The sequence below is a fragment of the Actinoplanes sp. NPDC023714 genome, assembly GCF_040639855.1.
Taxonomy (GTDB): domain Bacteria; phylum Actinomycetota; class Actinomycetes; order Mycobacteriales; family Micromonosporaceae; genus Actinoplanes.
In genome coordinates this window covers 1,508,106-1,530,488 of the sequence record NZ_JBFAAR010000001.1, presented here as the reverse complement: position 1 = coordinate 1,530,488, position 22,383 = coordinate 1,508,106, and the positions used below count along the sequence as shown (strand labels likewise).

Genomic DNA, 22,383 nt, shown 5'->3' with positions numbered 1-22,383 from the left:
ACGGAACCGTGTCACTCACTTTCCGCAGAGGTTGATCCCGTTGGCGCACGCCTTCTGGATGTTCTTGTCGTGCTCCTCGTTGGTCGTCGCGAACGCCGACTCACCGGTCTTCGGATCGATCGCCACGAAGAACAGCCACGGGCCGGCCGTCGGCTTCATCGCCCCGGTCAGCGCGCTCTTGCCCGGGCTGTTGATCGGCCCGACCGGCAGGCCCTTCACGGTCTCGGTGTTGTACGGGTTCTTCGGATCCTCCATCTCCTTGGTGAGGAGTTCACCGGAGTGCTTGGGATCCTTGCCGTTGAGCTCGAGCCAGTAGTTCGTCGTGACGTCGAACTGGAGCGGGATCTTCTCCTTGTAGGCGCGGTTGTACGCCACCCGGGCGACCTTCGGCTGGTCGGGGGCGATGCCCGCCTCGGCCTGGGCCAGCGAGGCGACGATCAGCGCCTCGTACGGTGAGACCTTGAGGTTCTTCTGCACGTCGTCGGCGAACCCGATCTCACCGGTGACGGTCAGGAAGTGGTCGACCATGGTCCGCAGCACCTGGTCGGGCGTGGCCTTCGGGTCGAACTCGTAGGTGTCCGGGAAGAGGAAGCCCTCGGCCGTCTTGGAGACCTGCTTGCCGTCGGTGCGCTTGAACCACCAGTCCGGCACGCCGAGCGCCTCGGGGTCCTTCGCGGCCTCCTCGAAGTCCTTGACCGGGTGACCGGTGGCCTTCGCGAGAAGCTCGTACGTCTGCTTGGCGGTCTTCCCCTCGGGGATCGTCACGCCCTTGGCGACCCGGGTCGCCGGGTCGAGGAGCAGCGCCACCGCGTCCTTCGACGCCATCTGCCTGCGCAGGTTGTACGTCCCGGACTGGATGTTCTTGCTGCGCGGCTCGTCCTCGGCCGCGTTCGTGAACGCCTTCGTGCTCTTCACGACGTCCGCCTCGACGAGCACGTTGCCGATCTCGGTGAGCGACGCGTTCTTCGGGATCACGACCTCGGCGGCCTCGGTGCCCGGGCCGCTGTAGTCGGCGGCCACGAAGATGCTGCGCACCTTGGTGTAGCCCAGGTAGATCCCGCCTCCCAGCCCCGCCAGGAGCAGGAAGGTCAGCAGCAGCGCGACCGCCGACTTGCCCCCGCCCTTACCGGCGCGGTGACGTCGCGGTTTGCTCCGCTCGGCGTCCTCTTCGAACGCCACATCGAGTTCGTCGATCACTTCGTTTCGCCTCCGCTGCCTGTCCCAGCCGGCTTGGCACTGAGGCGCACCATACCCACATCGATGCCCTGCCGCCCACCCCAGCGACCCTACGCCTCCGGGCGGTCACTCTCCGTCGAAAGAATTCACCCGGAGCACGGATGACTAACGCGGCGGCAGCGCCCACGAAACGCCGCGACCACCGGACACGCGGTCCGGTGGTCGCCGTGAGTGATCAACCTCAGCAGATCGGGATGCCGTTCTTACAGGCCTCCTGGATGTTCTTCTCGTGGTCGGCGAAGGTTTTCCCGTACGCCATGGCGCCCTTCTCGTTCACCGTCACGAAGAAGTAGTAGTCACTCTTCTTGGGGTTCATCGCCCCGCGGAGCGCGACGTCACCCGGATTGCTGATCGGACCGATCGCCATCCCCTTGACGTCGTAGTTGTACGGGTTCTTCGGGTCGTGCAGCTCCGAGGCGAGCAGCTTGTCCGACGACTTGGCGTCCTTGCCGCTGAGCCGCAGCCAGTAGTTGACGGTGCTGTCCAGCTGGAGGCACTCGCACGGGAAGTTCCCGGTGTACGCCCGGTTGTAGAGCACCCGCGCGACCGGGCCCATGTCCTCGTCCAGCAGCGCCTCGACCTGCGCGATCGACGCCGCGACCAGAGCCTCGTACGGAGAGATCTTGAGCTTCTCGGTGACCGTGTCCGGGAATTTCAGCTCGTCCATCTCGGCGTTGAAGTTCTTCACGACCTGCTTGAGGACGTCCTCGGCGGTGGCGTCCTTGGCGATCTCGTACGTCGCCGGGTACAGGAAGCCCTCGATGTTCGTCTTGTCGATCTTCTTGCCGTCGCCGCGCTTGAACCACAGCGAGGGAACGCCGAGCGCCTCCGGGTCCTTGCCGGCCTTCTTGAAGTCGTCGACCGGGATGCCGGTCTCCTTCGACAGACGGTCGTAGACCTGGAGGTAGGTGAGCCCCTCGGGCAGCGTGACCCGGTGGACGTTCAGGTTCTTCAGGTCGAGCAGCGCGGTCAGCGCGTCGCTCGCCTTCATCTCCTTCTTCAGGAGATACGATCCGACCTGAATGTTCTTGCTGTCGGGATTGTCCTTGGCGGCGTTCACGAACGCGGCCGCGCTCTTGACGACGCCCTCGGAATACAGTGTCTCGCCGATGGCGGTCGCGCTGTCACCGGACTTCACCTCGACGACGGCCTCGCCGCTGCCGGGCCCGTCGAAGTCGGCAGCGGTGAAATAGCCGCTCACCTTGTCGAAGCCGTACCAGGCGCCCCCGCCGAGAGCTCCGAAGAGCAAGAGGACCAGGAAGAACGCGACAAAGGTACGGCCGCCGCCCTCCTTCTTCCGATGTCGCCATCGGCCCCGGTCGGCGGTTCCCTCGAAGCTGAGATCCAGCTGCTCGTCGATCAATTAGCTCTGCCTCCGCCGCGCGTCCAGCCAGCTCTGCAGGATCTCGACGGCGGCCGCCTGGTCCACGACCGCTCGCTGACGCCGGCCTTTCACGCCTCGCTCGGACAGCCTCCGGCTGGCGACGACGGTCGACATGCGCTCGTCGGTCAACACGATCGGCACCGGCGCGATGACCGCGCCGAGCCGTTCCGCGTACGCGCGGATGTGGCCGGCCGCCACACCCTCGCGCCCGTTCAGGGCGACCGGGAGCCCGACGACGACCTCGGTCGCCTCGAACTCCGCGATCAGCCCCGCGAGCTCCGTCATGTCCGCCGGAATCCCGTCCTCGCCGGTCGTCAGATCCCGCGGAACGGTCTTCACCGGACTGGCCAGGATGCCGTCGGGGTCGCACCTGGCGACCCCGACCCGCACCTGGCCCACATCCACGCCGAGACGTACGCCTCGAACGAAGCGCTGCGTCACGCCATCATCCTGCACTGCGGCAACACGCGCCTCCAAGTGTCGATCAAGCTACGACGCGAAGAGTAGCCACCGATCGCACGGAGCCGCTATCAGCTCGTTTCGATGATCGCCTTCTCGATCGCGCCCAAGAGCTTAGCCGCTTCGCCTGCGGGAACGCCGCCACCCTGAGCAAGGTCCGCATTGCCCCCGCCACGACCCGAAAGGGCCGCCTTGACCAGGTCCGACGCCGAAAGTCCGCGCGTCTTGGCGGCGCCGTTGATCGCTACGATCAGTGACGCCTTGCCCCCGGAGCGCGCTGTCACGGCGACGACCGCCGGACGCGCCGGGTCGATCTTGCCGCGGATCTCCTGGGCCAGGGTCCGGACGTCGTTGCCGGCCGCGCCCTCGGGCGCCTCGGTGCCGACGTACGCCACCCCGTCCAGGTTCTTCGCCGCCTCGGCGAGGCCGCCGGCGTTCGCGAGCACCATCTGGGCCCGCATCTTCTCGAGCTCCTTCTCGGCGTCCCGCAGCGCCGCCACGGTGTGCTCGACCCGGTCGCCGACCTGGTCGGCCGGAACCCGGAACAGCTCGGCGAGCCGGGAGATCAGCAGGTGCTCCTTCGCCAGGAAGCCGAACGCGTCGATGCCGACGAGCGCCTCGACCCGGCGGACGCCGGAGCCGATCGACGACTCGTTGAGGATCTTCACGAGGCCCAGCTGGCCGGAGCGCGCCACGTGCGTGCCACCGCACAGCTCGCGGGCGTAGTCGCCGACCTCGACCACCCGGACCTCGTCGCCGTACTTCTCGCCGAACAGCGCCATCGCGCCGAGCCGGCGCGCCTCCTCCTGGGAGGTGATGAACGCGTTGACCTCGAGGTCGCGCAGCAGCACCTCGTTGATCTGCTGCTCCACGTCGTGCAGCACCGTCGGGGAGACCGCGCCCGGGGTGTTGAAGTCGAACCGCAGGCGGCCCGGCGCGTTCAGCGAGCCCGCCTGGGTCGCCGACTCGCCGAGGAAGTTCCGCATGGTCTGGTGCACCAGGTGGGTCGCCGTGTGCGAGCGCGAGATGGCCCGGCGGCGGTCGATGTCGATCTCCGCGAAGCCGGTCTCGCCGGCCCGCACCTCACCGCTGAGCACCCGCGCCTTGTGCACGATCAGGCCCGGGATGGGCTGCTGCACGTCGACGATCTCGAGCCGGCCGCCGCCCACGTTGATGAAGCCGGTGTCGGCCTGCTGGCCGCCGCCCTCGGCGTAGAACGGGGTGGTGTCGAGGACCAGCTCGACGAAGTCGCCCTCGCCGGCGACCTCGACCCGGCCGGAGGAGCCGATCAGCGAACGGACCCGAGACTCCCGGGAGATCTCCTGGTAGCCGGTGAACTCGACCGCGCCGCCCTCGTCCAGCGCCGACCGGTACGCCGACAGGTCCGCGTGGCCGGTCTTGCGCGCCGCCGCGTCCGCCTTGGCCCGGGAGCGCTGGTCGGCCATGAGCCGGCGGAAGCCCTCCTCGTCGACCTTCAGGCCCTGCTCGGCCGCGATCTCCAGGGTGAGGTCGATCGGGAAGCCGTAGGTGTCGTGCAGCTGGAAGGCCTTGTCACCCTTGAGCGACGTTCCTCCGGACGACTTGGTCTCGGCGATCGCCACGTCCAGGATCGTGGTCCCGGCCTTCAGCGTGGAGAGGAACGCGTCCTCCTCCGCGTACGCGTACGTGGAGATCCGGCCGAACTCCTTCGCCAGCTCCGGGTACGACGGCGACATGCAGTCCCGCGCGATCGGCAGCAGGATCGGCAGCGCCTCCTCCTGCCAGCCGAGCAGGCGGATCGCCCGGATGGCGCGGCGCATGATCCGGCGCAGCACGTAGCCGCGGCCCTCGTTCGACGGGGTGACGCCGTCGCCGATCAGCATGAGCGAGGTCCGCACGTGGTCGGCGATGACCCGCAGCCGCACGTCGTCCGGGTGGCTCTGGTTGGCCGCGTGGCCGGAGTGGGCGCCGTACTTCTTGCCGGTCATCTCGGCGGCCTTCGCCAGGATCGGCCGCACCTCGTCGATCTCGTACAGGTTGTCGACGCCCTGCAGGATCGAGGCGATGCGCTCCAGGCCCATGCCGGTGTCGATGTTCTGCTTCGGGAGGTCACCGACGATCCGGAACTCCTCCTTCGACTTCACGTCGGTGATCTCGTGCTGCATGAAGACCAGGTTCCAGAACTCCAGGTACCGGTCCTCGTCGACCTCCGGGCCACCCTCGGCGCCGTACGCCGGGCCGCGGTCGTAGTAGAGCTCGGAGCACGGACCGGCCGGGCCGGGGATGCCCATCGACCAGAAGTTGTCCTTCTTGCCGCGGCGCACGATCCGCTCGGCCGGCATGCCGGTCTGCTTCCAGATCTCGATGGCCTCGTCGTCGTCGAGGTAGACGGTCGCCCAGATCTTCTCCGGGTCGAGGCCGAAGCCGCCCTGCTCGACCGGCTTCGTGGACAGCTCCCAGGCCAGCGGGATCGCCCCGGCCTTGAAGTAGTCGCCGAACGAGAAGTTGCCGTTCATCTGGAAGAACGTGCCGTGCCGGGAGGTCTTGCCGACCTCGTCGATGTCCGGCGTGCGGATGCACTTCTGCACGCTCGCGGCCCGCGAGAACTGCGGCGTCTGCTGACCCAGGAAGTACGGCACGAACTGGACCATGCCGGCGTTGATGAACAGCAGGTTCGGGTCGTCGATGGCAGGAAGCGGGGCACTCGGGACGACGGTGTGCCCGTTCGCCTCGAAATGCGCCAGGAAGCGCCGCTTTACTTCTGCCGTCTTCATCGGTTCTCCTCGCGCAGATCGGCGAACTTATCCTCGTACAGCTCCCCCGCGGCGAACGCCTCGTGGATCTGCTGTTCCCGCTCGGCCATGCCGTCGCGGACGTCGTCGACGAAGCTGCGCAGCGATTCGACGAGCCCCCCGGCCGACGCCGACAGCGACGTCGCGATCCCGGTGGGGGTGAACTCGTTGGCCTTCTGGTTGAGCTTGCGGACCACGATGGCGCCGACGGCCAGGCCGACACCGAGCCAGAGCAGGCGCTTCATCAGCGACCTGCCTTGCGGCGCTGCTTGATGGCGGCGCGGACCTCACGGTCCTCCTCGGCGTGCCGGCGCGCCGAGGCGGCCTTGCGCAGGCCGTACCCGAAGGAGGCGACCTTCACCAGCGGGTTCGCCGCGGCGGCGGACACCACGGTGGTCAGGTTCGCGATGTTGGCGGTCACGTTCTGGGCGTGCTCGGTCATCGTGTCGACCTTCGCGAGCTGCACGTTGACGCCGTCCAAAGAGACCTGAACCTGACCGAGCGCGGTGTTCACATTCTCCACGGTCGTGTTCACGTTGGTCAGCAGCGGACCGGTGTGGTCCACCACGTCGTTGATGGCGCGGGTGGCGGCGTCCACCGTGCGTCCCAGCTTGAGAATCGGCACGGCCAGCAGGGCAACGAGCATCAGGAAGGCGCCCGCCGCGATCAGACCTGCGATTTCTCCGGCGTCCATGTAGCGCGTCTCCTCTTCGGGTGGTCACGGTTCGGCGGGGACAACCAGGTGACCCTACCGTCCGTGACCACCGCCCGCGTCACGACGCCTCGGGTGTCGGCTCCAAGAGGGGATCGTCGGTCGGCAGCACCGCGTCCGGGGTCACCCCGGTCAGCCCGGGAGTCGTATCCGTCTTACCGCGCTGATCGGTGATCGTGTAGGCCACCTTGATGCTGACCGTCGATCCCTCGCACTCGGCCGGGGCCGTGGCCTCCTCGCCCTCGGCCAGCGTGGTGGTCTGCTCCACCATGCAGCCGGGCAGGCTCACGTACAGGTCCAGCGTCAGCTCGTCACGCCGCCAGCAGGTGTAGGAACCCTCATCCTTGTTGATCGGCGTCTCCGGGCAGTCGGCGACGTCCCACTGCTTCCAGCCCGCCGCCGTGAGAGCGCCCGCATAGGCCTCCGCCGTCTCCTGGAACGGCCGCTCCGACTCGGCGATCCGCTCGCGGAACCGGCAATCGAGGAAGCACCACCGGCTGTTGACGCCCTGATCCTGCGCCTTCTGCGACGCCCACGACGGCACGTTCAGCGCATCGAGTGACGCGAACACCGGATCGCTGCTCATCGCCCGGATCCCGAAGAACGCCGGCAGCACGAGCAGCACCAGCGCCGCGAGGGTGCTCAGCACACCCACGCGGAGCCTTCGCTGCGTCCTCATCCGGTGGCGCAGCTCGGCGAGTCCGCCTTCATTCTTGGGTACGTCGGAAAGCACCGTGGCGCCCCCCGAACCCACCGGGCCCGAGCCGTTCCCCGGCTCCGCCCCGGCGGCAGCCCGTCCCGGAAGCTCCAGCCGCTCCGGCCGGCCAGGCAGCTCGGGCCGCCCCGATCCACCAGGCGCTCCCGGCGTGCCCGGACCGCCCTGCGTTCCCGGCGCTCCTGGCATGCCCGGCGCTCCTGGCGTGCCCGGCACCGCAGCTCCTGCCCGGATCGGCCCGGTCCTCTCGGGTCCCCTGCCCCCCGGAGCCTCGGGAGTGACGACCGCCCGTCCAGCGCTCCCACGAACCGCGCCGGTCTCCGTCCCCGCCGGTCCGGCCGGTCCCGGCCCGGGCACCGTTCCTTCGGGAACGACCGCCGCACGCCCCGGAACCGCGACCCCGGCCCGGGCCGAACCCGAAGCCGGCCCCTGCCGAGGCCCACCGGCAGCACCCCGGTCCGGCCCACCAGCACCGCGCTCAGGCCCGCCCTCGGCTCCCCGCGGCCCACGACCGGGCCGCTGGATCACTCCGGACGTGCTGTCGGCCATGGCCCCGGCCCGCCCGGGAACCGCGGGCGTACGAACCCCTTCCGGCCCCGGCACCACCGGCGGAACCACCGCGGCCGCGCCCCGCACAGGACGCCCGTCCCCGGGCCCGATCCGCCGGGGCCCACCGCCGCCCTGCCCCGCGGCGCCGTCCTCAGGCTCCGCACCATGACGAACAGGCCGGGCGAACCCCCGCGTACCGGTGTCCTCCCCGCCCTCGACCTCGGCAGCACGGCGCCCCGGCCGCATGAAACCCCGGGTACCGGTGTCCCCATCACCCTCGCCCGCAGCCCGATGACCAGGCCGGACGAACCCGTGAGTACCGGTGCCGGGATCCGCCTCGGCCCGATGCCCGGACCGCGCGAACCCGCCCGTACCCGGCTCGGCCTCCACAGCGTGATGCCCGGCCCGAGCCGTGCCCTGAGCCCCGGCCCCAGCCGCGCCCCGAGCCGTGCCCTGAGCCCCGGCCCCAGCCGCGCCCCGAGCCGTGCCCTGAGCCCCGGTCCCAGCCGCGCCCCGAGCCCCGGCCCCAGCCGCGCCCCGAGCAGTCCCCTGCGGTCCCGCAGCGGCCCCCTGCACACCTCCAGCAGGACCATGCGGACCTCCGCCCGGACCCTGCGGCCCTCCGGCGGGACGCTGCGGGCCTCCGCCCGGACCCGGCACACCCGGACCTTGCGCGCCCGGCACCTGCGCACCCGCACCCGGCGCGCCATCACCGTCGGCCCCACGCCGGCGCACGAACCGCTGCGCCCCGGTCTCGGTACCGGCCTGACTCCCGGCCCGGCGGGCGGCACGACTGCGCCCCTCAGGCGTCACGACCCCGTAGGCGCCACTGTCCGTACCCGGATTGACGTACGCATGAGAGCCCGTGTCCGAACCCGCCTGCCCACCACCGTGCCGCCCAGCAGCAGGCGGCGGCGCGGCATGCCCGGCCCGATGCCCCGGGTCACCCTCGGCCCCGGCCGCGGTCCCCGGCACGCCGGCACGACCGTGACGCCCGGTCGGCTCCTCGACGTACCCGTCTCCTTCAGCACGAGCCCGCCGCCCTCGGCCACGCCCGTCCTGCTCAGCACCGTCGAAGCCACGAGGCAGCGCCCCGGACTGATGCACCGCCGGGTCGACCGGCCGAGCGGCCCCCCGCGGCAACGCACCCGACTGATGCACGGCCGGATCGACCGGAGCGACACCGGGGCGTGCGGCACCACGAGCCACGGGCCCGGTCTGGTACACCGACGGATCAACCACGTCAGCGGCCCCGAAGCCCTGCGGGATCGCACCGGACTGATGCACGGCGGGATCGACCCCACCCCCGTCATGCGGCCGGAACCGATCACGCGCAGGCCCCGCAGGCGACGTAGGCCGAACACCGGGCGCAGCCCCCCGCCCCCCGGGCGAAACAGGCCGCGAGCTGGGTCCAGGCCCCCGCATTCCAGGATGCCCACCAGGAGCGACGGGTACATCAGGAGCGTTCCCGGAAGCCGGAACCACCGCACCGGCAGGCCCACCGGGACCGGCGACTCCCGCAGCCGGCCCAGCACCCGCCCGAGCCCCCGCGGCCCCACCACGACGAACACCGGCGGGAAGCTGAGCCCCAGCCGGCCCCTGCCCGCCTCCGGCCCCCACCGGACCAGCACCCTGCCCAGGCCCGACCGGCCCACCACCCGGCCGCGCCGAACCCGGAGGAACCTGCCCAACCTGCGCCGGCCCACCCGACATCTGCCGAGGCATCTGCCCCTGAGCCACCTGTCCAGGCCCGGCAGGACCAGGTCCCACCTGACCAGGCGGCACCTGACCAGACCGCGCCGGCCCCATCTGAGCCGGCCGCGCCGGACCCGCAGCACCGGGCGCACCAGGCATAGCCCCACCCGACACCGGCCGAGGCCCGCCCACAGCCCCGGGCCGCTGCCCAGGCGCCATCTGCCCAGGCGCCATCTGCCCAGGCGAGACCGGCCCAGCAGCCCCCGGCCCCCGCCGCTGCTGCCCAGGACCAGGCCCAGCACCACCGGGAACAGGACCACCAGAAACAGGACCAGGACCACCAGGCTGATCAGAACCGGAACGCTCCCACGCCCCCGTGCTCTCACCGGAACGCCCGGCCGGATCGTCGTGGTCGGGCAGGAAGATGTCGTCGTCGGGAGCGTCGTCCGGCCCCGGAGCAACCCGGCCGGACTTGCTCGTACGACCTTCGCCGGGACGCATGCCCGGACCGATGGCGGTGCGCTCCTGCTTGGCGGTACGCAGGTCATCGAGCCAGCCGGTCTCCTCGGCGGGCGCCTCGACGGGCGGCTCGGCATTGCGGCCGCGCCCGAATCGCCGGCCCTTCTTACCGCCCAGGCCGGTGTCGTCGGGCCGATCGGCACCCCGCGCTGTCACGGTCGTTCCTCCCCGGCGGCGTCGCCGCTGTCGTCTTCCCGCACACCATCACTACCGGACTCGAGATCCGAACCGGCGCCACCATCCGAGCCGGCCCCACGATCCGAGCCAGTCTCAGACCCGCCCCCAGCCGACTCCGAGCCGCCCGAAACCCCGGCATCCGAGCCCTCCGAGACCCCGGCAGCCGGCACCACCCCGACCGAAAACTGTGACGCATCCTCGGCCACTCCACTACCCGCCGCACGGTCCGCCGTCCCCGCCGAAGCGGCAGCCGGCCTGGAAGCCCGCGGACCGGACCCGAGCCCCCGCACGATCCGGCGCAGACGCGGCACCCGCTCCCCCACCGCGCGTTCGGCGCCGTGGTCGGTCGGCCGATAGTAGTCGGTGCCCACGAGACCGTCGGGGGCGTACTGCTGCCTCACCACACCGCGCGAATCGTCGTGCGGATACCGGTATCCGCGCCCGTGCCCGAGCCCCTTCGACCCCGAATAGTGCGCATCGCGCAGATGCGCCGGAACCGCCCCGCCCTTGCCGGCCCGCACGTCCGCCATGGCTTCACCGAGCGCCACCGTCACACTGTTCGACTTGGGCGCGGTCGCCATGTGCACGACTGCCTGAGCCAGGTTCAGGCCCGCTTCAGGCAAACCCACATTTTGTACGGCCTGAGCAGCGGCCGTGGCGACGAGAAGCGCCTGCGGGTCGGCCATCCCGACATCCTCGCTCGCGAAGATCACGATCCGCCGGGCGATGAACCTCGGGTCCTCGCCGGCGACCAGCATCCGGGCGAGCCAGTGCAGGGCCGCGTCGGGGTCGCTGCCGCGCATGCTCTTGATGAACGCGCTGATCACGTCGTAGTGCGCGTCGCCGTCCCGGTCGTAGCGCACCGCCGCGACGTCGACGGCCCGCTCGGCCGTCGCGAGGTCGATCTCCTTGACGTCCTGGGCGAGCGCCGAACCCGCGGCCGCTTCGAGGGCGGTCAGCGCTTTGCGGACGTCACCCGACGCGAGGCGTACCAAATGCTCCTCTGCCTCGGCGGAAAGCGTGACCGCCCCTCCCAGCCCGCGCACGTCGGTGATCGCGCGCCGGACCAGGCCGCGCACGTCGTCGTCACCGAGCGCCTGCAGCGTCAGCAGCACACATCGGGAGAGCAAAGGCGAAATGACCGAGAAGTACGGGTTTTCGGTGGTCGCCGCGAGCAGGGTGACGGTCCGGTCCTCGACGGCGGCGAGGAGCGAGTCCTGCTGCGTCTTGCTGAACCGGTGAACCTCGTCGATGAAGAGCACGGTCGGCGGCCCGCCGTAGCGCCGTTCCCGCCGCGCCGTGTCGATCACCGCGCGTACGTCCTTGACCCCGGCCGTGAGCGCCGACATGGCGACGAACTTCCGGTCGGTGGCGTGCGCGACGAGATGCGCGATCGTCGTCTTCCCGGTGCCGGGCGGCCCCCACAGGATCACCGACATGGGACTGGCCCCGGTCACCAGCTGCCGCAGCGGCGCTCCCGGCGCAAGCAGATGTTCCTGCCCGACGAGCTCGTCCAGCGAGGCGGGCCGCATCCGCACCGGCAGTGGCGCGTCAGCAGCAGGCGTCCCGAATCCGGCAGCGTCGCCCCCACCAGGAGCCGGTGCCGGAGCCCCAGCCGGCGAGAGTGAGAAGAGCCCGTCCGTGTCCATCGCAATCGACAGTACCGGCCCCCACGACCCAACCCGAAACCGCCGACTTCCCCGCCCTCCCAGCACCTTCCCAGCCACCCCGCAACAACAACGACCGCTCAGCCCGAACCCACCAACCAGCCGTCGCCGTCACAACACCCGGCCCGAACCCACCCAGCCAGCCGTCGCCACCACGACACCCAGCCCAAACCCACCCAGCCAGCCGTCGCCACCACGACACCCAGCCCAAACCCACCCAGCCAGCCAACGGCAACCAGCCACCGCCCGCCAGCGGACCCGCGACAATCAGCGAACGGCCCCGACCAGCAACTCACAGCAATCGGTCAGCACCGGCCGGCGCCGACCCACAAGCCGCAACCGATCCTGAACAGCATTCGACCCGAGCCGTTCCGGCGAATACCGGTCACGACCCGGGTCGATGGCGCATCGGGCGTCAGCTTCACCGAAGCATCGGCCCTCGAAGGTGCCTCAGCTCTGGCGCGGACGTCGGCCCTGAGCGAACGTCGGCCTTGGAACCGGCGCCGGCCCCAGGCGAACGTCGGCTTTGCTGCCGACGTCAGCCGCGGCCGAGATCAGCCCTGAAGCCAGCGTCAACTTTGGAGCTGGCGTCAGCTCTGGAGCAGGCACCCGACTCGGAGCCGGCACCCGACTCGGAGCCGGCACCCGACTCGGAGCCGGCACTCGATCCGGAGCCGGCACTCGATCCGGAGCCGGCACCCGACCCGGAGCCGGCACCCGACCCGGAGCCGGCACCCGCCTCGGAGCCGGTGTCAGCCGCGGCCGGGGCGGCGGCCGTAGAAGCGGCGACCGCTGCTGCCGGTGCCTGCGCGCGGGCCGCTGCCGATGCCGGCCAGGTAGAGCGAGAGCAGCAGCAGGCCGAGCGAAGCCAGCGTGGGGAAGTTGAACAGGTCGGGAGCGCCGAAGTTCGTGTCCAGCAGATCAGCGAGCAGCCAGATGCCGAAGACGACGGCGGCAGCGATGGCGAGCATCAGGTACCTCCGGGGGAGTCGAGAGCCAGTGACCTGCTGGTACCCGTCTGGGAGTGCTCCCGAAACACCTCCTTCGATCTAATCAGGTAGAGCGGCGCCGCCGCGGCGAGCACCACGCCGCCCACGACGATGGCCGTCGGAGTCCCGGCGCTGGCGGCGACCGCCGTCAATACGATGGCGCCGAGCGCGAAGCCGGGCTGGCCGACCATCGAGTTGAGTGAGAGGAGGCTCGTCCGGTACTCCCCTTCGGCCTGGCGATGCAGCAGACCGGCGTGCACCGGGTTCGCCGCGCCGTGGATCGCATAACAGAGCAGGAAAGCGCCGATCACCCCGGCCGGACCGGCGAACAGTCCCATCCCGACGATCGTGACGCCCTGCACGATCTTCAACGTGAACCCGGACCAGGCGGCCCCGATCCGGCGCGTGAGCAGCGGGACCAGCGCCGCGCCGGCCGCCGACGCCGCCCAGGCCACCGAGTTGACCGGACCGAGCAGCGCGCCGGCCGCCTCCGAGCTGGTGACCTCGCTGAGGCGGAGCGCCACGAGTTTCTCGAAGGTCACCATCCCGAAGCTCCAGAACAGCTCAACCGCCATGAGCGCCATCACGACCCGCGACCGGCGGGCCAGCCGCAGCGCTCCCCCGATGGCGGCGGGCACGCCACGCACCGAAGCGGCGAACGCGGCGACGCCCCGAGCCGGGCGCTCCTCGTGCATCAGCAGCGCCACGGCCAGCGTGCCGAGCGCGCTCACCACGAGGGCGACGCACACCGGCACGGTCAGCGCGCTCACCGGACCGATCGGCCCCAGCCAGACCAGACCGCCGCTGATCAGCGCCGCACCGGCGATGGCGAGCCCGAGCACCACACCGCTGCGGGCCAGGCCGCCCTCGATGTCGGCCTTCGGGTCGGCGGCCAGGGCGTGGTCGACGAACCACGCCTCGAGCGGGCCGCTGTCGAGTGCGCGGTAGACGCCCTGGAGGAGATAGGCCGCGGCGAAGAAGGCCACCGAGTCGGCGAAGGTCCAGATCGCCAGCGACGCGAGGTTGACCACGCCGGCGATCAGCAGGACCGGCCGGCGGCCGACCGCGTCGGAGAGGCCACCGGTCGGCAGCTCCAGGACCAGGACCGTGATGCCCTGGATCGCCGCGACCGCACCGACCTGGGCGATGCTGAGCCCACGCTCGATCGGCAGCAGCACCAGGACCGGGATCGTCAGCCCGACGGGGAACCAGCGCAGCCCCAGCAGGAAGAGAAAGCGGAAGCGAACCTGCTCGACCGTCATGACGACACCTCTCTTTCTTTGTGGGGCTGCCTCGGGCCGGGCTTCGGCAGCGCCGCCAGATAGAGGTTGATCGGACGGGCGCCGGGCCCCGGCTCGATCCGGGCATGGCGCTCGACCACCGCCTCGATCTCGTCCATCAGCGCGCGCACCTGGGTGTGGTCGAGGTGCAGCAGATAGTCGGAGACGCCGCCCGCGTCACGCCAGTCATCCGACTCGGCGGAGACGCCGTGTTGCCACTCCTCGGCCAGCTCGACGAACCGGTTGACCTGGAACGTCTCGAGCCACACCGCCGCCGCCGCGGCGTCCGGGTCGTCGGTGTAGTCGCTGCGTTGCCAGCTCGACAGCTGGTGCACGGCACGCCACCAGCGCTGACGGCCGCCGCCGGCGCGCTCCTCCTCCACGACCAGACCCGCGTCGGCGAGCTGCCGCAGGTGATAGCTGGTCGCGCCGGTGTTGGTGTTGAGCATCTCGGCCAGCTGGGTGGCCGTCTTCGGCCCCTCGCCCCGCAGCCTGCCGAGCATCCGGATGCGCAGCGGATGCGCCAGCACGCGGATCTGCCTGCCGGTGAGGTGGACCTGACTCAGCTCGTCTGCCATGCCTGCACAATATCTGTGCACAAGCCCTTTGCACAATTCCTTTGCATGGCTAATGTGGAACGCCCAGGCGCCGTCCGGACGGAGATGATCGCGATGCGCTCAGTCAGCGAGCTTGAAGAGCAGGACCGTTTCCCACTTGTGCATGTCGGGCTGCTCGGCCGGGTTGGTCAAGAGCATCTCGAGCCGGCAGGCCCACTCCTCGCCGGTGGGCGTGGGTGTCATGTCCCACGCGAGGCCCTGATCCTGCGCCCACCCGAGGAGGCGGGCGGTGGCGGCCATCAGTTCGTCGGGATGGCCGACGTGCACGACCGTGGCATACCGGCCGGCCGGCAGCGTGTCGACGAAACCGGGCCCGTCCACCTCGACCGGAACGGCGAGCGGGATGCCGGCCTCGACCAGCATCTCGGCCGACATGTCGATCACGCGGTACCGGAAGAAGGGAGCCCCGGCGACGGGCACGCCCCGGCCCGCCAGGTCGGCGAGCATGGTGGGCAGGTGGTCGGCGACGCGGGCGAACTCGGTCATCGTGATCGACTCGCGGCGGCCGAGATAGAGCTGCTCGGCCCGGGTGACGATGGTCGGCTCCACACCGTCAGTCTCGCTGGAACCCGGCGGGTCCGCATTCCGCCCGTACGAAAGGGGCTGGATCTTGATCTTGATCTTGGGCTTTCGGGCATGAAAAAGCCGGACCAGCTCGGGCAGCGAGCTGGTCCGGCGTCCCGGTCGGCCGGGGATTCAGTTCGAGTGCTGGACCGGTGCGGCCTGGCCGTCGGTGCCCGGAGTGCCCGCGGCGGCCTTCGGCTTGGCGTCGATGCCGGCCTCGAGGCGCTGCTGCGCGGTGATCGGCGTCGGCGCGGTGGTCAGCGGGTCGAAACCGCCACGGGTCTTCGGGAAGGCGATGACCTCGCGGATCGACTCGTTGCCGGAGAGCAGCATGCAGGTGCGGTCCCAGCCGAGCGCGATGCCGGCGTGCGGCGGCGGGCCGTACTTGAAGGCCTCGAGCAGGAAGCCGAACTTGTCCGCGGCCTCCTCCGGCGTGATGCCGAGCAGCTCGAAGACGCGGCTCTGCACGTCGGCGCGGTGGATACGGACCGAGCCGCCGCCGATCTCGTTGCCGTTGCACACGATGTCGTACGCATAGGCGAGCGCCTGGTCGGGCGCCTCCTCGAAGCGGGGCTCCCACTCCTCGTTCGGCGAGGTGAAGGGGTGGTGCACCGCGGTCCAGCCGCCCTCGTCCGTCTTCTCGAACATCGGGGCGTCGACGACCCAGCAGAACGCCCAGGCCGACTCGTCGATCAGCTTGGCGCGCTTCGCGATCTCGATGCGGGCCGCGCCGAGGAGCTCCTGCGCCTCACGCTTGTCGGCCGAGGCCGCGAAGAAGACGGCGTCGCCCGGCTTCGCGCCGACCGTGTCGGCGAGACCGCCGAGGTGAGCGGCGGAGAGGTTCTTGGCGACCGGGCCACGCGGCTCGCCGGTCTCCGCGTCGAGGACGACGTAGGCGAGACCGCGGGCGCCCCGGGCCTTCGCCCAGTCCTGCCAGCCGTCCAGCTCCTTGCGGGTCTGCGAGGCGCCGCCCGGCATGACGACCGCGCCGACGTAACCGCCTGCGTCGATCGCGCCGGCGAAGACGCGGAACTCGGTGCCGCGGAGGTACTCGGTCAGCTCCACCAGCTCGACGCCGTAGCGCAGGTCCGGCTTGTCCGAGCCGTACCGGTTCATCGCGTCGGTCCAGGTGATCCGCGGGATCGGCAGCGGGATCTCGTAACCGGCGAGTTCGCTCCACAGCTTGGAGACGATCTCCTCGCCGAGCGCGATCACGTCGTCCTGGGTGACGAAGGACATCTCGATGTCGAGCTGGGTGAACTCCGGCTGGCGGTCGGCGCGGAAGTCCTCGTCGCGGTAACAACGGGCGATCTGGTAGTACCGCTCCATGCCGGCGACCATCAGCAGCTGCTTGAAGAGCTGCGGCGACTGCGGCAGGGCATACCAGGTGCCGGGCTGGAGCCGGACCGGAACCAGGAAGTCGCGGGCGCCCTCGGGCGTCGACCGGGTCAGGGTCGGCGTCTCGATCTCGTTGAAGTCGTGGGCGTGCAGCACCTCGCGCGCGATCTGGTTGGCGCGGCTGCGCAGGCGCAGGGCCTTCGCTGGGCCGGAGCGGCGCAGGTCGAGGTAGCGGTACTTGAGGCGCAGGTCGTCGGCCGCGGTGATCGTGTCGTCGATCGGCAGCGGCAGCGGAGCCGCCTCGGAGAGCACGACCAGCTCGCTGGCGACGACCTCGATCGCGCCGGTGGCGAGTTCCGGGTTCTCGTTGCCGGCCGGGCGGGCGTTGACCTCGCCGATGACCTTCACGCAGAACTCGTTGCGCAGGGCGTGCGCGTCCTCCTCGCGGAAGACGACCTGGACCACGCCGGAGGCGTCGCGAAGGTCGACGAAGATGACACCGCCGTGGTCGCGCCGGCGGGCCACCCACCCGGCGAGCGTCACCGTCGTGCCGGCGTCACTGGCGCGCAGTGTCCCGGCGTCATGGGTACGGATCACGGAAATGTCTCCTTACAGGGTTCGCGGGGCGCACCCGACATTCTGTCAGGCACGCCCCGCGCTGCGTGCCACGGGTTAGTCAGGGACCTTCCACGACGTGGCTCGCAGGCCGGCGGTGCCGGTGCCGCCGACGTCGATGATCTCCACCAGCGCGAGGACCGGCGGAACCCCCGCGGTCAGCACACACAGCGCCGTCCCCTTCTCGACCTCCACGTCCGCGCCGGGCCCGAGCGGGCTCGTCCGGATCCCCCGCAGGCAGCCGGCCGCGTCGGCGTCGGCGTTGCTCCGCTGACTGCCACCCGCCGCTCCCGCGCCGAGACTCAGCCGTGGTGGCTCATCCCCGCACCGGCTGTCGTATCTCAGGTCGGCGACCTGTTCCCGGGCGTCGGCCCGCGGCTCGTCCAGGTCGAGGAACATCACGGCCGAGCAGCCGACCTGCACGCGAAGCGGCTCCTTCGCGTAAGCGACGGGGTATTCCTCGGGTTCGGGCGGCCGTTCCGCGGAGGGGGTGGTGTGGTCTGCGGCCGGGACTGACATCGACGAGTGCATGGCGGCCATGCCGGCCGCCCGCCAGGAGTAGTAGCCAGCGGCGGCGGAGATCAGCAGCGCGAGGAGGCTGATCACTACGGCGAAGGCTGCGCCGCGGCGTCGCTTCGGTTTGGGCGGCTTGGGGCGGGGTTCGGCTTCTCCGGCCGGGTGCTCCGTCCGGGGATCGGCCGGTGGCATGGGCGAGGGTTCCGCGGGCGGCCTCGGTTCGGGTTCGGGGTGCGGCCGGGGCGGGGCGGCGGCCGGCGGCCGGCTCGGGGGTTCCGCGGGTGGTTTCGCCGCGTTCAGTGGTTCGGTGGGGCCTTCCGGGATCGGAGCTTCATGGGTACGGGCGTTGCGAGGCGGCCACCCGTGCTCAGGACCGGGGCGGTCGGCGGCGTTCCTGAGGTTGTGCGGTTCCTCGCGGAGGATCGGCGTTCCGTCGATCACCGGGTGCCGCTGGGGATAGCCGCTGTTGTCCTGCGGATAAGGGCTGCTGTTCGGCGGATAGGAGGTGTTGTTCTGCGGATAGGAGCCGGTGTTGGGCGGATAGCCACCGATGTCGTGGGGATGTGCCGCGCTGGCGGAGGGGTAGGTCGTGCGGTCGGCGTGGTAGCCCTCTTCGCTGTTCTGACGGGATGCGCCGCCAGCGGAGTAGGTCGCGGTGCCGGGATGGGTGTCGCCGGCGGGACGGGACGTGCCCGGGCTGGGAGGTGACGTGCTCGGGCCGGGACGTGACGTGCTCGGGCCGGGACGTGACGTGCTCGGGCTGGGAGGGGCGGCGCTGGTGGCGGGGTGCGCGGGGTGTGCGGGGCGGCCGGACGGGTGGGCGGTTGAGGGCTCGGGCGTGTGGGAGCGTGGCCGCGGGGCGGGCCGGGGCGGCTGCTGAGTAGGTCGTTCCGGCTGCTGAGCGGGACGCGCTTGCTGAGCGGGACGCGCTTGCTGAGCGGGACGCGCTTGCTGAGCGGGACGCGCTTGCTGAGCGGGACGCGCTTGCTGAGCCGGCATGGCCGACGGCTGATGGCCGGGCATTGCCTGTGAGCGTTGGACGGGGGCCGGTGGCGGGTGCTGGATCGGCGGTGGCGACTGGTGGCTGGCGGGCATCGCTGGGCGGCCTGGCGGCTGGGCCGATGCCTGGTGGGCGGACGGGTTGGGCCGGCCGACAGGTGGGTTGGTGGGCTGGTGGGCGGCTGCGCGGAACACGGGCATGGTGGACTCCGGCGGCGCATAGGGAGGAATGCTTCAACGGCGCTTAAGTACCGTAAAACGGCATGATCTGGCGGGGACATCCCCCGCTGAGGCGATCACCCACCCATGGATGAATTGTGATGGCTTTGGAGTGCGGGTGGCACTAGTCGATGTCATTCCTGGGCTGGAGACAGCGAGACTTCAGCCTGGTCATGGCGGGGATCGCCGGTATCCTGCCGGGCCGGTCATCTCGGGCTCGGCTGGTGGGATTCGGGGCCTGGTCAGGTTGCGGGCCGGAACCAGCCTTCGATCAGGAGTGGGACCGCGTGGCTCGTGTTCACCGCTGCGGCTACCGATACGTCCTCCGGGTAACCGTTGGCTGTCAGTTCGCGGCCGGACGCTGTTTCGGCCAGGAGGGAGGGGAGGGTTGGGGCTGCCGCTTGGTAGGCAGCTATCGCTACTGCCGCTTCCGGCGACGAGTGGCTGATGCGGGGACCGAGTGGGGTCGTCAGGTGGTGGAGGAAGGCCCCGGCTCCCCAGAGGTCCTCGATCGCGGGGCGTAGGTTGCCGTCGGGCCAGCGTTCGCCGGCGGCTACTACGGCTATAGGGCGGCCGGCTGCCCGGGTGCGGACCCAGGCGGCGGCTGCGGATGCGTTGCGGAGGGAGACGCCTACCACCGTGGCGCCGGTCTCGGCCAGGGCTGCGGAGATTGTGGAGCCGTTGGGGGACGGGAGGATCAGGCGTTCCAGGTGGGAGGCTGCCGCGATGGTGGCGGGTGAGAGGCTCACCTCGCCGTGGGTGGGTTGGGGATCGCCTCCGGCTTGGGAATCGGCGCCGGGCCCCGAGCTGGCGCCGGCCTGGGAACGGGGGCCGCCGCCTGGTGACGGGGCGGGGACGGGCTGGGAACCGGGGCCGCCGTCTGGCGAGGAGGCGGGGAGGGGCTGGGAACGGGGGCCGCCGCCTGGTAAGGAGGCGGGGAGGGGCTGGGAACGGGGGCCGCCGCCTGGTGACGGGGCGGGGACGGGCTGGGAACGGGGGCCGCCGCCTGGCGAGGGGGCGGGGACGGGCTGGGAGAGCCTTCGTGCCTGGGATCGGCCCACTGCCAGGGCTGCGTTGTGGCGGCGGGCTGCATCGGCTGCTGAGGGGTCTCGCCAGCGATGAGGGAGGACCGCTGTGCCGTTCTCCGCTGCCACGGTCAGGGCCGTCGTGAACGACAGCACGTCCACCACCGCCACCACGAAGGCGCCCGGTGCTATCGCGGCCGCGCCGGAGAGGCCCCAGTCGAAGCGGAGATCATAGGAGCTCTGGCTGAAGACCATCAGAAGAAGGTGTGCAGGACGTCGACCACGTTGCGATCCTCGTCCACCACCGGGATGTCCCGCCACTTGTCGAAAGCGGTACACGGGTGGGAGATGCCGAAGCGGAGCAGGTCGCCGGGGAGGAGATCGGCATCACCGAACGACAGATACGTGTGGTGGTCATTCAGCTTCAAAACCGAAATGTCGGAAATGTTGGAGAGCGCGCCCGCACGACGCCGCTGCCACACCACCGGCAACCCCTCGTCGAAGGGCGCGTCCCTCTTGCCCATCCCCACGATCGCGAGGCCCGGCTCCGGGACCGACAGCACCTGAGCCCAGATCTCCAGGGCGGCGTCGAGCGGCCCCTCCGACGGAACCCGCACGAACGGCGTCCGCGTCCGGTAGAAGCCGTCGTCATGGGTCACCGAAGCGCCACTGCGGACGATCACGCGAGCGGACGGCGCGAGCCGTGCGAAGCGGTCGATCACCCGGTCGAACCAGGCGCTGCCGCCGGCCGACACCCATGGTCGCTCCGGCAGCAGGCCGGCCGCGGCGAGGCGTTCGACCCCGTCGACGAGGAGGTCGAGGTAGGCGTCGACTTCGGGCAGGGTGGGCAGCTGACCCTCGTACCCGGTCACCCCGGCCAATTCCAGACCCGGCGCCGCCGCGACGGCCCGGGCCACCGACTCGAGGGCGTCGAGGCCGCGCACGCCGGTGCGCCCGCCCGGATGCCCGAGCTCGACGAGGATCCGGAGGGGACCGCCGGTGGCCGCGGCCGCTTCGACGCCGGCGAGCGAGTCGACCTGGAAGTAGACATCCCAGCCGGCCGCCGATTCGCGGGCGAGCCAGGAGAGCGCGGTCGGGTCGAGGACCTCGTTGGCGATGAGCACGCGTTCGATGCCGAGCCGGCGCAGCACCAGGGCCTGGTTGGGCGTGGCCACCGTCATGCCCCAGGCGCCCGCCTCCATCTGCGCGTCGAGCAGGCCGGGTGCCATCGTGGTCTTGGCGTGCGGCGCGAACTCGACGCCGTGCCGGCGGCAGTAGGCCGCCATCGTCGCGACGTTCGCGGCCACCGCGTCGCGGCGCACCACCATGAGCGGCCAGGTGAAGCCGCCGCCGAAGATGCTGGGATTCCCCGACGCCGTCCAGGGCTCATCGGGCGCCCAGAACCCCTTGCTCCGCCAGTCGATCGTCACTGTGACCTCCCAAAATAGACTCCGCCCCATGGACAGACGAGTGGATGCCCTGCTGCGGGAATGGGACCTGCGCCTGGCCGGACCTCTCCCGCTCAGCCTGAACTGGGTGGCCCGGGTGCGCCGCGCGGACGGCAGCCGGGCGGTGCTCAAACTGGGCGTTCCGGGCGAGGGTCACGAGGCCGCCGCCCTGGAGTTCTTCGCCGGCCGGGGCGCGGTCGCGGTGCTCGCGCGCGACGACGCACGAGGAGCCTTGCTTCTTGAGGAAGCCCTTCCGGGTACGCCTGCCGCCGCACTGGCGGCGACCGACGACACGACAGCCACCGCGGCCCTGATCAGCGTGGTCCGGAGACTCCACCGGCCCGCCCCCGACGACATCGAGATGCCGGACCTCGCCGACCGGCTCGCGACGTTCGAGCGGCACCTGAGCAAAGAGAGGCACCTGAGCAAAGAGAGGCACCTGGGAGAAGAGAGGCACCTGAGAGAAGCGAGGCACCTGAGCGGAGGCGGGAAGCTGGTGGAACGCGGCGCCCGGGTCTTCGCCGAGCTCTGCGCCACCGCGACCGAGCGGGTCGTCCTGCACGGGGATCTGCACCACGACAACATCCTGACCGCCGGCCGGGAGCCGTGGCTCGCGATCGACCCGCACGGCGTCGTCGGCGACCCCGGGTACGAGGTCGGGGCGCTGCTCTACAACCCGGACCCGGAGGGCGACGACGACACCGTGCTCGACCTGCTCCCGGCCCGGATCGAGCAGCTCGCGGACGGCCTCGGCATGCCGGTCGAGCGGGTGATCGGCTGGGGGTTCGCCCAGGCCGTCCTCGCCGAGCTCTGGTCCGCCGAGGGGACCGGGAGGAGAGGGATGCGCTCGCTGAAGGTGGCACAGCGCCTGCTGCCGCTCGTGTCCTGA

General features: G+C 71.0%; 17 protein-coding genes. 1 reads left to right on the top strand and 16 read right to left on the bottom strand.

Annotated elements, in window-relative coordinates; translation table 11 throughout:
- Positions 1-15: 15 nt before the first annotated feature.
- The 16 genes from mltG (AB0G10_RS07160) to AB0G10_RS07085 form a co-directional block, all read right to left on the bottom strand.
- A complete protein-coding gene (gene mltG, locus AB0G10_RS07160; RefSeq protein ID WP_360917763.1) occupies positions 16-1,197 on the bottom strand; it encodes an endolytic transglycosylase MltG in 1,182 nt (393 codons plus the stop codon).
- A gap of 220 nt (positions 1,198-1,417) precedes the next feature.
- Positions 1,418-2,599: an endolytic transglycosylase MltG gene (mltG, locus tag AB0G10_RS07155; protein ID WP_360917761.1), complete on the bottom strand. Its 1,182-nt coding sequence runs from the start codon at positions 2,597-2,599 to the stop codon at positions 1,418-1,420.
- Positions 2,600-3,061, bottom strand: a complete 462-nt coding sequence (gene ruvX / locus AB0G10_RS07150; protein WP_360917759.1) for a Holliday junction resolvase RuvX — start codon at positions 3,059-3,061, stop codon at positions 2,600-2,602.
- Positions 3,062-3,150: 89 nt separating this feature from the next.
- Positions 3,151-5,832 carry an alanine--tRNA ligase gene (alaS, locus tag AB0G10_RS07145; protein WP_360917757.1) on the bottom strand — a complete coding sequence of 894 codons (2,682 nt, stop codon included), beginning with the start codon at positions 5,830-5,832 and terminating at the stop codon, positions 3,151-3,153.
- Positions 5,829-6,095: a hypothetical protein gene (locus AB0G10_RS07140; RefSeq protein ID WP_360917755.1), complete on the bottom strand. Its 267-nt coding sequence runs from the start codon at positions 6,093-6,095 to the stop codon at positions 5,829-5,831. The genes alaS and AB0G10_RS07140 overlap by 4 nt, the downstream gene beginning before the upstream one ends.
- Positions 6,095-6,544, bottom strand: coding sequence for a DUF948 domain-containing protein (locus tag AB0G10_RS07135; RefSeq protein WP_360917753.1), 450 nt, complete (start codon positions 6,542-6,544; stop codon positions 6,095-6,097). Before AB0G10_RS07135 ends, AB0G10_RS07140 begins: the two co-directional genes overlap by 1 nt.
- Before the next feature lie 79 nt (positions 6,545-6,623).
- Positions 6,624-7,217 (bottom strand): hypothetical protein, encoded by a 594-nt coding sequence (locus AB0G10_RS07130; RefSeq protein WP_360917751.1) that lies wholly within the window; start codon positions 7,215-7,217, stop codon positions 6,624-6,626.
- Between the two features lie 2,975 nt (positions 7,218-10,192).
- Complete coding sequence (locus AB0G10_RS07125; protein ID WP_360917749.1) at positions 10,193-11,866, bottom strand: replication-associated recombination protein A; 1,674 nt, start codon at positions 11,864-11,866, stop codon at positions 10,193-10,195.
- A 770-nt stretch (positions 11,867-12,636) separates the two neighbouring features.
- Positions 12,637-12,855 (bottom strand): hypothetical protein, encoded by a 219-nt coding sequence (locus tag AB0G10_RS07120; protein ID WP_014446345.1) that lies wholly within the window; start codon positions 12,853-12,855, stop codon positions 12,637-12,639.
- A complete protein-coding gene (locus AB0G10_RS07115; protein ID WP_360917747.1) occupies positions 12,855-14,135 on the bottom strand; it encodes an MFS transporter in 1,281 nt (426 codons plus the stop codon). The genes AB0G10_RS07120 and AB0G10_RS07115 overlap by 1 nt, the downstream gene beginning before the upstream one ends.
- Positions 14,132-14,731 carry a helix-turn-helix domain-containing protein gene (locus AB0G10_RS07110; protein ID WP_360917745.1) on the bottom strand — a complete coding sequence of 200 codons (600 nt, stop codon included), beginning with the start codon at positions 14,729-14,731 and terminating at the stop codon, positions 14,132-14,134. The genes AB0G10_RS07115 and AB0G10_RS07110 overlap by 4 nt, the downstream gene beginning before the upstream one ends.
- Positions 14,732-14,830: 99 nt before the next feature.
- Positions 14,831-15,319 (bottom strand): GyrI-like domain-containing protein, encoded by a 489-nt coding sequence (locus tag AB0G10_RS07105; protein ID WP_360917743.1) that lies wholly within the window; start codon positions 15,317-15,319, stop codon positions 14,831-14,833.
- A 147-nt stretch (positions 15,320-15,466) separates the two neighbouring features.
- Entirely contained in the window at positions 15,467-17,269 is a 1,803-nt protein-coding gene (aspS, locus tag AB0G10_RS07100; RefSeq protein ID WP_360917741.1) for an aspartate--tRNA ligase, read from the bottom strand.
- A gap of 75 nt (positions 17,270-17,344) precedes the next feature.
- Positions 17,345-17,893, bottom strand: coding sequence for a hypothetical protein (locus AB0G10_RS07095; RefSeq protein ID WP_360917739.1), 549 nt, complete (start codon positions 17,891-17,893; stop codon positions 17,345-17,347).
- A 1,370-nt stretch (positions 17,894-19,263) separates the two neighbouring features.
- Entirely contained in the window at positions 19,264-20,301 is a 1,038-nt protein-coding gene (locus AB0G10_RS07090; RefSeq protein ID WP_360917737.1) for a 2-phosphosulfolactate phosphatase, read from the bottom strand.
- Complete coding sequence (locus tag AB0G10_RS07085) at positions 20,301-21,476, bottom strand: alanine racemase (RefSeq protein WP_360917735.1); 1,176 nt, start codon at positions 21,474-21,476, stop codon at positions 20,301-20,303. Before AB0G10_RS07085 ends, AB0G10_RS07090 begins: the two co-directional genes overlap by 1 nt.
- Positions 21,477-21,504: 28 nt before the next feature.
- Between AB0G10_RS07085 and AB0G10_RS07080 the strand changes: the two genes are divergently transcribed.
- Positions 21,505-22,383 carry an aminoglycoside phosphotransferase family protein gene (locus AB0G10_RS07080; RefSeq protein ID WP_360917732.1) on the top strand — a complete coding sequence of 293 codons (879 nt, stop codon included), beginning with the start codon at positions 21,505-21,507 and terminating at the stop codon, positions 22,381-22,383.